Raw genomic sequence first — 12,288 nt, forward strand, 5'->3', positions numbered from 1 at the left:
AAGAATTCTGATCGTCCAGACGTTGGCGCAGGCGATGCGGCGAAGGTGCCTATCCGCCGAACGTCAGCGACGATCGCCGAACCCATTGAGCACTCGGGGGAAAGTGCAGTGGGTTCGCGGCTCAAGCGGCGAGCCGCATCTCCATCCGGTCCCAGATCTCGACGAGAGCGGCGGTGAGTTCCTGCATCATCGCTTCGCTGTGGGTCGGGCCCGGCGTGAAGCGGAGGCGCTCGGTGCCGCGGGGGACGGTGGGGAAATTGATCGGCTGAACGTAAATGCCGTATTCTGCGAGCAGGATGTCGCTGATCCGCTTTGCCTTCACCGGATCACCGACCATCAGTGGCACGATATGAGTGGTGGATGGCATCACCGGCAGGTGAGCTTCCTCGAACAAGGTCTTCAGCCGGGTGGCGCTCGCCTGCTGCGCCTCGCGCTCCTCGGACGAGGCTTTAAGGTGCTTAACGCTGGCAAGCGCCCCCGCGACCAGCACCGGGGACAGCGAGGTCGTGAAGATGAAGCCCGGCGCATAGCTCCGGACCACGTCGACGATATTCTTGTCGGCGGCGATATAGCCGCCCATTATGCCGAAGGCCTTGCCGAGCGTGCCTTCGATAATTGTGACGCGGCTGGCGATGGCGTCCCGCTCGGAAATGCCGCCGCCCCGCGCGCCGTACATGCCGACGGCATGGACTTCGTCGAGATAGGTGATGGCGTTGTAGCGGTCCGCGAGGTCGCAAATGGCCGCAATCGGCGCCACGTCGCCGTCCATCGAATAGACGCTTTCGAAGGCGATCAGCTTCGGCGCGTCCGCGGGCGCTTCCTTCAGAAGCTCTTCGAGATGGGCGAGATCGTTGTGGCGGAAGATCTTCTTCTCGCATCCGGAGCTGCGGATGCCGGCTATCATTGAGGCGTGATTGAGCTCGTCCGAGAAGATGATGCAGCCCGGAAGCAGCTTGCCGAGCGTGGAAAGGGCAGCTTCGTTCGAAATGTAGCCCGAAGTGAACAGCAGGGCCGCTTCCTTGCCGTGAAGGTCGGCAAGCTCGGCCTCGAGTTCGATATGGTAATGGGTGTTGCCGCCGATATTGCGTGTGCCGCCGGAGCCTGCGCCGACATCGTGCAGCGCCTCTTCCATCGCCGCGATTACCTTCGGGTTCTGGCCCATTCCGAGATAGTCGTTCGAGCACCAGACGGTGATCGGCTTTGGTCCGTTATGGCCGGCAAAGCAGCGCGCGTTGGGATAGGCGCCCTTGTTGCGCAGAATGTCGATGAACACGCGGTAGCGCCCCTCGGCATGAAGCCGATCAATCGCAGCCGCGAAAATGCGCTGATAATCCAAGAAACTCTGCTCCCCGGGGTCGCTCCGGCAGCCCATAAACTTTGTCGCCACGGAAGGCCAGTGCAAACGGCTCGCAAGTGGATGCTTGAGGCTCAACCAGCCTCAGGCCGAACCGCTCAAAGCCGGGGCGATAGGCCTGAAGCTCTGGGTCCCGGCTGGTGAAGAGGGCCAATCCTTCCGAAGGCTCCGTCGGCCAGACATGATCTTGAGTCAGCCAGGCGGTGCGGCGGGCGATCCCCTCGCTGCCGTCGACGAAGCGTAGCGGGTGCGGCGCCGCGGCCTCCAGCTCTTCCTGGACGAGCGGGAAATGCGTGCAGGCGAGGACGACGACGTCCATTCGGTCGCCGTCCGGCTGGTCGAGCAGGCCGGCAAGGACGCGGCGATAGGCGGCGGCGTCGGTCGCTTCGCCTCGCAATTTTGCCTCGGCGAGGTCGACCAGCTCCGCCGATCCGTGGCGGAGCACGATGCAGTCGGACGCGAACTCGCCGGACAGCATATCCACATAAGGCTGCTTAACCGTCGCTTCGGTGCCGAGCACGCCGATAACGCGGCTCTTCGAGAGAGCGGCGGCGGGCTTGATGGCGGGGACCGTCCCGACGATCGGCAGATCGAGTGCGGAGCGTACCGCGTCCAGCGCGATGGTCGAGGCTGTGTTGCAGGCGATGACGATCAGCTCCGGATCGAAGCGCTCGACCATGCGGCCGAGCAGCGCAGGCACGCGTGCCTCGATCTCTGCGGCGCGCTTGGTGCCGTAGGGATAGCCGGCGCTGTCGGCGACATAGACGATGGGCGCGGTCGGCAGCAGCGCGCGGATCGGACGGAGCACGGAAAGGCCGCCGACGCCGGAGTCGAAAATCAGGAGCGGCCGCATGTCCGTCATATCCGGCGCTTAGACGGGCATAAGGGGCGCTGCAAAGTCCTCAGCGCAGCATCTTGATGCAAATTGTTGCGCGGCCTTCACAATTTGATAGGCTGCAGGCGAGGGGAGAGCCATGAGCGCCGAAGTCTACGCAGAGCCGTTGCTGTCGCTGCTGCTCGGCTATCTGCTCGGCTCGATTCCCTTTGGCATCCTCCTGACGCGCATGAGCGGCGCGGGCGATCTCCGCGCAATCGGGTCCGGCAATATTGGCGCAACCAATGTGCTTCGGACCGGCCGCAAGGGTCTCGCCGCATTGACGCTTCTCCTCGACATGCTGAAGGGCACTGCAGCGGTGCTGATCGTTCGCGCAATCTGGCCGGGCTGCGAGGAGATTGCGGCGATCGGCGCGGTGGTCGGGCATCTCTGGCCTGTCTGGCTCCGCTTCCGCGGCGGCAAGGGCGTCGCGACGCTGTTCGGTGTGATGGTCGGCCTCCACTGGCCCTCCGGGCTTATCTATGCCGCCGTCTGGCTGGGCGTGCTCGGCATCAGCCGTTATTCCTCGCTGGCCGGCATGTCGGCGGCTCTTGCGGCGCCTGTCGGTGCGGCGGCGCTTGGCCGCTTCGATCTTGCGCTACTCTATCTCGGTTTTGCGCTTCTGGTCTTCTGGAAGCACCGGGCCAATCTCGACCGGCTGCTCGACGGCAGCGAACCGCGCGTCGGCGGGGCCAAGGCCGAACAGACGAATGCTTGAACGCTCCGCGACCGAGGATCAGGTCGCCCGCCTCCGCCTCATCCGCTCCGACAATATCGGGCCCGTCACCTATTTCCAGCTGCTCGCCCGCTTTGGCTCGGCGTCGGCCGCGCTAGACGCGATCCCCGATCTTGCCGCACGGGGCGGGGGCCGCGCGCCGAAGCTCGCGCCGCGGGCGCTGGTGGAGCGCGAGATGGAGCGGGTCGAGGCACTGGGTGCGCGCTACCTGTTCCTGGGGCAGGGCATGTACCCGCCGCTGCTCGCCGAGTTGGAGAGCGCGCCGCCGGCCTTGATCGTCAAAGGGCATCTGACTTTGCTCGACAAGCCCGCCGTCGCCATGGTTGGCGCGCGGAATGCGTCCGCAGCCGCCTGCCGCTTCGCCCGAATGCTGGCGCAGAAGCTTGGGGAGGAGGGTGCCGTCGTGGTGTCCGGCCTCGCCCGCGGCATCGACACGGCGGCCCATGACGGCTCGCTGGAAAGCGGCACGGTGGCGGTGATCGCCGGCGGCATCGACATCGTCTATCCGCCCGAGAATGAGGCGCGGCAGCAGGCGATCGCGGAGCGCGGCCTGCTCATCGCCGAGCAGCCGCCAGGTGTGGAGCCGCGGGCGCGGCATTTTCCCTATCGCAACCGCATCATTGCGGGCCTCGCGCAAGGAACGGTGGTGGTGGAGGCGGCGCCGAAGTCCGGCTCGCTTATCACCGCCCGTTATGCCGCCGAATATGGGCGCGAGGTGATGGCGGTGCCGGGATCGCCGCTCGATCCGCGGGCGCAGGGCTGCAACCAGCTGATCCGCGAAGGCGCAACCCTGATCCAGAATGCCGAGGACGTGCTGGAGGCGACACGGCCGGTCGGACACCGCCCATTCGCGCAAAAGAGTTTCGACTATTCCGCCCCTGCAGCAGCCGCGGACGCGAGCGAGCGCGAGCGGCAGGCGGTGCTCGATCTCCTTAGCCCAACGGCGGTGCCGGTGGACGAGCTCGTCCGCCAGTCGAGCCTTGCGCCCGCGACCTTGCAGACCGTGCGTCTGGAGCTGGAGCTTGCCGGACGGCTGGAGCGCCATGCAGGAGGCAAGGTGAGTCTTGCCTGAGCGTCAATATTGTTATAACATTACATTATAAAAAGAACGCTTCAGGAGAGTGTGATGCGTAAGGGGCTTGCGATTGCGTTCCTGTCTGCGGGAGCGCTTGGAAGTGCGTCGATGCTCATAGCATCAACGTCAACGCAGGGACAAAGCGAGCCGCTTTGTCGCCGCCCGGCGGTTCTTCCCGCTTTGCCGCCGGAGGTCCGGCCAGTTCAGGACCAGCAGGGGCAGTATCGCGAAGAAAGGCGCGGCGACGTCTATTCTGGGCCGCTCGCACCACCGCCTCCGCCGCCACCTCCGCCACCGCCCGTAGCTGCCCCAGCGGCGCCGTCCGCCTCTGCCGATGCCGGAGAAGCTTCGGAAGTCGCGGTGACCGGCAGCCGCATCGCGCGCCCGAGCGTGGAGTCGGCTGCGCCCGTCACGGTCGTGGACGGAGGAGAAGCACGCTCGGCGCCGCCGCCGCCCGCGGTTTCGTCGCTCCCGCCTCCGCCGCCGCCCGGCTACTACCCACGCTATCAGCCGCAGTCGGGGCTGCTGACAGCGGGCGACTATGACGATCTGCTCAATCCGGCACTCTACGCCCGCTATGTGAACCGCTTTCTCCGCACGATCGGTATGCAGGGTGTTCCGCGGGTCGATACCGCCAATGCGCTGACCGTCGCAGTGCAGGATCCGTCGGGCCGTCCCATTCCCTTCGCGCCGGTCCGCATTACCTGCGCCGACGGCAACAGCCTGACACTCGCCACCGTGGCGGACGGCACCGCCGTCTTCTATCCTGAGCTGGACCGGCTGGGCACCTATGTGACGCTCGGCGTCGGCAATCAGGGCGTCCGCCGCGTCATGCTTCAAGGTGCGGGCGGTCAGCGGCAGACGGTGACGCTTTCACGCGGCGTGCAGCCGGTGCGGAAGTTCGACCTCCTCGTCGCTATCGACACCACCGGCAGCATGGGCGACGAAATCCAGTTCCTGAAGTCGGAGCTTCGCTCGATCCTCGGCGCTCTGGCGCGGAGCCACCCCGGCCTCGACATGCGCCTGTCGCTGGTCGCCTATCGCGACATTGGGGACGATTACGTCACCTGGACAATGCCCTTCACCCGCGACCTCGGGCAGATGCAGGCGACGCTCAGCCGCCATTATGCGAACGGCGGCGGCGATTATCCGGAGGCGATGGACCTCGCCCTTCACCGGGCGGTGACGCAGGATTGGCGACCGGACGCGGTGAAGTCGCTTCTCCTCGTCGCCGACGCGCCGCCGCATGACGAAAATATCGGCAAGACCTGGGTCGCCGCCGAAGCGGCTCGGGCGAAGCGGATCCAGATCGTGCCTGTCGCAGCCTCGGGCGTTGCCGACACGGCCGAATACGTGATGCGGGCGATGGCCGCGGCGACCCAGTCCCGCTACATCTTCCTCACCGACGACAGCGGCATCGGCAACCCGCACGCCCCGCCTGCGGTGGACTGCTACCTAGTCACCAAGCTCGATGCTCTCGTCCGCCGCGTCCTCGACGGGCAGATTTCCGGCCGCCGCATCGAACCGCGCGAAGGCGAGGTGATCCGCTCGGTCGGCCGCTACGACGGCGGCAAGTGCATTCTGCCGGCGGATTTCGACCCTCAATACCAGCAATGAGAACGGGGCGCTTGACGGGCGCCCCGTAGCCTCACCACCCTATACGCGTACGCGTGAGGGGTTTTGAATTTACATGAAACTGGTTGTTGTCGAATCGCCGGCCAAGGCGAAGACGATCGAGAAATATCTGGGCGGCGGCTATCGTGTGCTCGCCTCCTACGGCCATGTCCGCGACCTGCCGCCGAAGGACGGATCGGTCGATCCGGACAACGGTTTCGCGATGGAATGGGAGGCCTACGCCGACAAGGCGCGGCAGCTGAAGGCCATCACCGACGAAGCCAAGAAGGCGGACGCTTTGATCCTCGCCACCGACCCCGACCGCGAGGGCGAGGCGATCAGCTGGCACGTTCAGGAGGTGCTTCAAAAGAAGAAGGCGCTTCCGGCGGAAGTTCAGCGCGTCACGTTCAACGCCATCACCAAGTCCGCTGTCACCGAAGCGATGCAGAGGCCGCGGGCGCTCGACGAGGATCTGATCGACGCCTACCGCGCCCGCCGCGCGCTCGATTATCTGGTCGGCTTCACGTTATCGCCCGTGCTGTGGCGGAAGCTTCCCGGCGCCAAGTCGGCGGGCCGCGTGCAGTCCGTGGCTTTGCGGCTGATCGTCGACCGCGAGCGTGAGATCGAGGTCTTCAAGCCCCAAGAATATTGGAGCGTCGCCGCGACGATGGAGGCCGACGGCACCGAATTCCTCGCGCGGCTGGTGCGCTTCCGCGGCGAAAAGCTCGACCGGCTCAGTATTGGCAATCAGGGCACGGCCGAAGCCGCCAAGCAGGCGGTTGAGGCGGGGCGTTTCACCGTCAATTCGGTCGAAACGAAGCCGCTGACGCGAAACCCGCCGCCGCCCTTCACTACTTCGACTCTGCAGCAGGAAGCGGCGCGGAAGCTAGGCTTCTCCGCCAGTCACACGATGCGGGTGGCGCAGGGGCTCTACGAGGATGGCGCGATCACCTACATGCGGACGGACGGCGTCGACATGGCGCCGGAGGCGATCTCCGCCGCCCGCCGCGCAGTCGTCGAGCGTTACGATGCGGGCTACGTCCCCGATCAGCCGCGGCGCTACCAGACCAAGGCCAAGAATGCGCAGGAAGCGCATGAGGCCATCCGGCCGACGGACTTCAGCCGCAGCCATGCCGGCTCCGGCGATCATGCGCGGCTCTACGACCTTATCTGGAAGCGCGCGCTGGCGAGCCAGATGGCTTCGGCCCGGCTGGAGCGGACGACGGTCGAACTGACCGACGGCACCGGTCAGACGGCGCTTCGCGCCACGGGTCAGGTGGTGCTCTTCCCCGGCTTCATGGCGCTCTATGAAGAGGGCCGCGATGACGAGCAGGACGAAGAAAGCCGCCGGCTGCCTCGCTTGGGCGTGGGCGACGCGCCCGCAAAGAAATCCGTCCACGCTGAGCAGCATTTCACCCAGCCGCCGCCGCGCTATTCGGAGGCGAGCCTCGTCAAGAAGATGGAGGAACTCGGCATCGGGCGTCCTTCCACTTACGCCTCGATTCTGCAGACCCTGAAGGACCGCGACTATGTGACGTTGGAGAAGAACCGCTTTATTCCGCAGGAAAGCGGCCGCCTTCTCACTGCTTTCCTAGAGCGCTTCTTCGAACGCTACGTCTCCTACGATTTCACGGCGGGGCTGGAGGACAGCCTCGACGAGATTAGCGGCGGACGCGAGCAATGGCAGAAAGTGCTCGAAGCCTTCTGGCGCGACTTCAAGCCGAAAACGGCGGAGATCATGGAGCAGAAGCCGTCGGACATCACTGCAGCGCTCGACGACTTTCTCGCCCCCTTCCTGTTCCCGGACAAGGCGGACGGTTCGGACCCGCGCCTTTGCCCGGCCTGTGGCGAGGGCCGGCTGGCGCTTCGCGGCGGCCGTTTCGGCGCTTTCGTCGCCTGCTCCAATTACCCGGACTGCAAGTTCACCCGCCGCTTCGCCCAGGGCGGCGAGGAAGGTGCGGCGGATACCGGACCGGAGATACTCGGCCAGCATCCGGAGACGGGGCAGGATATCAGCCGCAAGACCGGCCGGTTCGGTCCCTATATCGAGATGGGCGAGGGCAAGGAGGCGAAGCGCGCGTCCATTCCGAAGGATGCGGGCGAGCTCGACCTCGACCTCGCCGTGAAGCTGCTTTCGCTGCCGCGCACCGTGGGCATGCATCCGGAAAGCGGCAAGGAGATCACCGCCAGCATCGGCCGCTATGGGCCGTATCTCGCGCATGACGGCAAATATGCGAAGCTCGGCTCCACCTCCGAGGTGTTCGAAACCGGCATGAACGCTGCAGTCGTGAAACTCGCGGAAGCGGCTGCAGGTGGCGGCCGCGGCCGCGGCGCATCGCGTGAACCGCTGAAGGTGCTCGGGCCCCATCCGCGCACGGAGGCCGAGATCAAGCTGATGGAGGGCCGCTTCGGTCCCTATGTCACCGACGGCACCACCAACGCGACTTTGCCGAAGAGCATCCAGCCGGACATGCTGACGCTCGAAGAGGCGGCGCAGCTGATCGACGAACGCGCCGCACGGGCGCCGGCGAAGAAGGGCCGCAAGGCTCCGGCAAAAAAGAAGGCGCCCGCGAAGAACGCGGCTGCCGCAAAGAAGAAGGGTTGAAGATGATTGCTCTGCTCGCTCTCGCACTTACATCCGCGCAGGCTTCGCCGCCGCCCGCTCCTGCCACGGAGGTGACGGCCGAGTACCTCAACCGGCAGATGCTCTACCTTTACGGCCTCAAACCGTCCGACGGCTGGATGCAGACGGCAAGCGGCCTCCGCTACCGCCGCGTAAAGGGGGACGGCACCGGCCCGAAGCCGAGCCCCACCGACACCGTCACCATCCACTATGCCGGCCGCTTCATCGACGGGGTCGAGTTCGACAGCTCGATCGCCCGCGGCGATCCTGCCACCTTTCCGCTGCCGCGCCTCATCAAGGGCTGGCAGGAGGGGGTGCCGCTGATGAGCGTCGGCGACACCTACGAATTCGCCATCCCCTACACGCTCGCCTACGGCCCGAAGGGGAAGGGCCCGATCCCCGGCGGTTCGACCCTGCTCTTCACCATTGAACTGATCGCCATCCCGCCGCAGCCATGACGGTGAAGCAGTGGACGATCGGGCGGGCGACGGGGCTCGGCATCACGGCCGGCGTCCTGTCGCTGATCCTGTGGCCGATCTTCGCGTCGTGGCCAGAACAGCTCCTCGTGCCGTTCGTCGCGGCGCTCGTGGTCACCGCCTTCTGCGGCCTCTCGATCCTGCTCATCACGCTGAAGGACATCTACAGCCGCTCGCGCGGCACTTTGATGCACCGCATCCGTATCTTCGACATCGCGCTCGGCCTGCTGCTCGCTGTGCCGAGTCTCTTTCAGCTTGAGGCTCTGCTCAGGCCCTGACCGCCGCATCCGCGGCAGGCCGGATCCTTCACAATCCTAAGGGTCCGCATTTCGGGCTTCAGGCCGTCGAACACATGCAGCTTGCCCGCGGCCTCATCGCCGAAGCCCACGATCTGACGGATTGCTTCAAGCGCGGCGAAGCTACCGGCGATGCCGCACATCGCGCCGAGCACGCCAAGCCCCGAGCAGGTGTCGCAATCCTCGGCATCGAATGCGTCACCGACGAAGCAGCGGTAGCAGGGCCTGTTCTCTTCCCAGCCACGGAACGTCCCGATCTGCGCCTGGAACTGCCCAATCGCCGCTGACACGAGCGGGACCTGCCCCCTGGTGGTGAAGTCGGAGACGACAAGCCGGGTCGCGAAATTGTCGCTGCCGTCGAGGACGATGTCCGCGCCTTGGAGGAGGTCGGCGACATTCCCCGCGTCGAGCCGCCGCTTCAGGCTCTCAAAGCGGATCTCTGGATCGAGCCGCGCAACAGCGTCGGCCGCCACATCCGCTTTTTCCCGCCCGACATCCTCTATTCCGAACAGAATCTGCCGCTGCAGATTGTTGAGGCTTACCTCGTCGTTATCGATGACCCGAAGCCGCCCAACACCGGCGGCGGCGAGATACTGAATGGCGGGGGATCCGATTCCGCCTGCACCGATGATCGCTACCGTCGCCGCAAGCAGCCGGCGCTGACCGTGCCCGCCAATCTCCTTCAGGACGATATGGCGGGCGTAACGGTCAAGCTGACGGTCCGAAATCTCACGAATGGCTAAAACTGCACTTATTCAGGGCTTCCGGCGCATGCACGCCGATCACTGCAAGATAAGGCTGACCTCATCCACATACCAGCGGCCTGTCTTCGCGCCGCTCTTCGAGAAATTGCCGCTTGACGACAACCCATATACGGCCTGCCCGATCATTGTTTCGAGGGGAGCGCAGCCCACGTCCGCAACAACGATCCTTTGCGCATAACCGTCCGGGCCCAGCATCACCGCATAAGGGACTGTGATATCGAACCTTTTTGCGGACTGGCCCTCAAGCTCACATTGCTTCGATGCCAGCATTTCCTCAACCAGTCCGACCATCGTGCTGACAGGGAGTTCCCGGCCTCTTTTTTCGAGACTCGGAAAGCGATCCCATTGCGCGCGCCCGACTTCGATCGTCACAGGCGCCGGCGTCGACGTGCTGAGAAAAATTGCCGCGAGAGTCGATAATATCATCTTCACCTCCCTGTAGAGCCGAAGCCGCCCGAGCCGCGACCCGTTTCGCCGAGGTCCGCGACCTCTGCAAACCGAGCCTTCAGCACCGGCGCCGGAACCAGTTGCGCGATGCGTTCGCCTTTCACGACCTCGAAAGGATCTGAGCCGAGATTGGCGAGGATCACTTTTACCTCACCCCTATAGTCGGAGTCGATAGTGCCCGGAGTGTTGAGGCAGGTGATGCCGTGCTTCAGCGCGAGGCCGGAGCGGGGGCGGACCTGGACTTCGTACCCTTCCGGTATGGCGACGGCGAAGCCGGTGGCGACGGCGTGGCGCGCTCCGGGAGCGAGCGTCAGCGTCTCCGCCGCGACGACATCAAGGCCCGCAGCATGTTCCGTCGCATAGGAAGGGAGGGGGAGGTCCTCGCCGTGCGGCAGGCGCTTAAGCTGGATGTCGATCATGGCTTCTCCGGCGCTCGATAAGTGCGTCGGCGGAGTAGCGGCCCGCGCCCGCCGTCGCAAAGAGAATCCCGAGGAAGACGAGGATCAGCGCCGGCCACCAGCCGGGGAAATCCTGCGGCCAGTGCACCATCCACACCGCGACAATGAAGACGAAGGTGGTGAGGAGCCCCGCCCAGCGGGTGAGGAGCCCCAGAATGAAAAGGATGCCGCAGAGGAACTGCGCCCAGACGCAAAGCGGCGCCGTCAATTCGGGGGCGGGAAAGCCGAACTGCGTCAGGAACTTCTCGAACTCGTCCATCCCCGCGGCGCTGAAGATATTGTCGTAGCTCTGATAGATGAGGAAGGCGCCGGTTATCCACCGGAGCAGCAACAGCCCGAGGTCTCCAAAGCGGGCCAGCGGCGTCAGCAACAGCCAGTCGGCTTTCATTTCCCTTCCTCCCCCAATGCCTCCGCAATCCGTTCGGCCAGCCGCCGTGCGACTTCCTGTTTCGACATGCGGTCCCAGCTTTCGGTGCCAGTGGATGTGACGAGATGCACCTCGTTCGTGTCGCCGCCCATCACGTCGCCGGACACATCGTTGGCGATAATCCAATCGGCACCCTTACGCGCACGCTTCGCTTCCGCTTCAGCGATGACATTCTCCGTCTCGGCAGCGAAGCCGACAACGAGGCGGGGGCGCTGAGTATGGCCCGTGAGGCTGGCCAGAATATCGGGATTGGCACGCCATTCGAGTTGCGGCGGACCATTTGCCTTCTTGAGCTTAGAGGTGGCCGGGTTCACCGCCCAGTCGGCAACGGCCGCCACCATGACTGCGACATCGGCAGGAAGCGCCGCTTCCACGGCGTTGTTCATTTGAACCGCCGTCTCAACATCGAGCCGCGTCGTGCCTTGAGGGGTCGCCAGTGCTACCGGTCCTGCAATCAGCGTGACTCGGGCGCCGAGTGCCGCCAGCGCCTCCGCGATGGCGAAGCCTTGCTTGCCGGAGGAGCGGTTAGCGATGACGCGGACGGGGTCGATCGGCTCATGCGTTGGGCCGGCAGTGATGATGACGTGCTTGCCTTGAAGGCTCATGCCCGCAGCGCCCGCTCCATCGCCTCCATTATGGCCGCGGGTTCGGGAAGGCGACCGGGACCATATTCGCCGCACGCCATATCGCCTTCGTCGGGTTCGATAATCTGGATGCCGTCCGCCTTGAGCTGCGCGACGTTGCGGCTCGTCGCCGCATGCTCCCACATGCGGACGTTCATTGCCGGCGCGGCGAGCACCGGCTTGTCGGTGGCGAGAAGGATAGTGGTGGCGAGGTCGTCGGCCATGCCGGCCGCCATCTTGGCGAGGAGGTCGGCGGTTGCCGGCGCGATCACGATCAAATCCGCCTGTCGCGACAGCTGGATGTGCCCCATCTCGACCTCGTCCTTGAGGTCCCAGAGGCTGGTATAGACCTTGTTTTCGGACAGCGCGCCGAGCGTCATTTCGGTGATGAACTGCGCGCCGCCCTTCGTCAGCACGCAGGTGACTTCACCACCCGCCTTCCGGATCAGCCGGATGAGCTCGGCTGCCTTGTAGGCCGCGATGCCGCCGCCGACGATGAGAAGGATGCGCTTGCCCCGCAT

At 65.2% G+C, this 12,288-nt stretch carries 12 protein-coding genes and 1 pseudogene; 6 read left to right on the forward strand and 7 right to left on the reverse strand.

What is annotated here, in order from left to right; all coding sequences use genetic code 11:
- Window positions 1-121: 121 nt before the first annotated feature.
- Both hemA and murI read right to left on the reverse strand, forming a co-directional pair.
- Window positions 122-1,336: a 5-aminolevulinate synthase gene (gene hemA / locus VGD10_RS13095; RefSeq protein ID WP_331041261.1), complete on the reverse strand. Its 1,215-nt coding sequence runs from the start codon at window positions 1,334-1,336 to the stop codon at window positions 122-124.
- Complete coding sequence (gene murI, locus VGD10_RS13100; protein WP_331041262.1) at window positions 1,302-2,216, reverse strand: glutamate racemase; 915 nt, start codon at window positions 2,214-2,216, stop codon at window positions 1,302-1,304. The genes hemA and murI overlap by 35 nt, the downstream gene beginning before the upstream one ends.
- A 112-nt stretch (window positions 2,217-2,328) precedes the next feature.
- Between murI and plsY the strand changes: the two genes are divergently transcribed.
- The 6 genes from plsY (at window position 2,329) to VGD10_RS13130 (ending at window position 9,030) form a co-directional block, all read left to right on the forward strand.
- Window positions 2,329-2,946, forward strand: a complete 618-nt coding sequence (gene plsY, locus VGD10_RS13105) for a glycerol-3-phosphate 1-O-acyltransferase PlsY (RefSeq protein WP_331041263.1) — start codon at window positions 2,329-2,331, stop codon at window positions 2,944-2,946.
- On the forward strand, window positions 2,939-4,036 hold the full coding sequence (gene dprA / locus VGD10_RS13110) for a DNA-processing protein DprA (RefSeq protein ID WP_331041264.1): 1,098 nt from the start codon (window positions 2,939-2,941) through the stop codon (window positions 4,034-4,036). The genes plsY and dprA overlap by 8 nt, the downstream gene beginning before the upstream one ends.
- A 54-nt stretch (window positions 4,037-4,090) precedes the next feature.
- On the forward strand, window positions 4,091-5,656 hold the full coding sequence (locus VGD10_RS13115; RefSeq protein WP_331041265.1) for a vWA domain-containing protein: 1,566 nt from the start codon (window positions 4,091-4,093) through the stop codon (window positions 5,654-5,656).
- Between the two features lie 73 nt (window positions 5,657-5,729).
- Window positions 5,730-8,258, forward strand: coding sequence for a type I DNA topoisomerase (topA, locus tag VGD10_RS13120; RefSeq protein ID WP_331041266.1), 2,529 nt, complete (start codon window positions 5,730-5,732; stop codon window positions 8,256-8,258).
- Window positions 8,259-8,260: 2 nt separating this feature from the next.
- Entirely contained in the window at window positions 8,261-8,734 is a 474-nt protein-coding gene (locus VGD10_RS13125) for an FKBP-type peptidyl-prolyl cis-trans isomerase (RefSeq protein ID WP_331041304.1), read from the forward strand.
- Entirely contained in the window at window positions 8,731-9,030 is a 300-nt protein-coding gene (locus VGD10_RS13130) for a hypothetical protein (protein ID WP_331041267.1), read from the forward strand. Before VGD10_RS13125 ends, VGD10_RS13130 begins: the two co-directional genes overlap by 4 nt.
- Here VGD10_RS13130 and VGD10_RS13135 read toward each other — a convergent pair.
- From VGD10_RS13135 to coaBC, 5 genes and pseudogenes are all read right to left on the reverse strand, one after another.
- The gene (locus VGD10_RS13135) at window positions 9,003-9,785 is read right to left on the reverse strand and encodes a HesA/MoeB/ThiF family protein (RefSeq protein WP_331041305.1); all 783 of its coding nucleotides are present in this window, start codon (window positions 9,783-9,785) and stop codon (window positions 9,003-9,005) included. The two genes, VGD10_RS13130 and VGD10_RS13135, sit on opposite strands and share 28 nt — an antisense overlap.
- Window positions 9,786-9,830: 45 nt before the next feature.
- Window positions 9,831-10,238 (reverse strand): hypothetical protein, encoded by a 408-nt coding sequence (locus tag VGD10_RS13140; RefSeq protein ID WP_331041268.1) that lies wholly within the window; start codon window positions 10,236-10,238, stop codon window positions 9,831-9,833.
- 2 nt (window positions 10,239-10,240) lie between these two features.
- Window positions 10,241-10,678, reverse strand: a complete 438-nt coding sequence (gene dut / locus VGD10_RS13145) for a dUTP diphosphatase (protein WP_331041269.1) — start codon at window positions 10,676-10,678, stop codon at window positions 10,241-10,243.
- Window positions 10,659-11,105, reverse strand: coding sequence for a DoxX family protein (locus tag VGD10_RS13150; protein ID WP_331041270.1), 447 nt, complete (start codon window positions 11,103-11,105; stop codon window positions 10,659-10,661). The genes dut and VGD10_RS13150 overlap by 20 nt, the downstream gene beginning before the upstream one ends.
- Window positions 11,102-12,288, reverse strand: a pseudogene (gene coaBC, locus VGD10_RS13155) (bifunctional phosphopantothenoylcysteine decarboxylase/phosphopantothenate--cysteine ligase CoaBC). Before coaBC ends, VGD10_RS13150 begins: the two are co-directional and overlap by 4 nt.

Origin of the sequence: Allosphingosinicella sp., from assembly GCF_036402135.1 — a bacterium.
Classification (GTDB): domain Bacteria; phylum Pseudomonadota; class Alphaproteobacteria; order Sphingomonadales; family Sphingomonadaceae; genus Allosphingosinicella.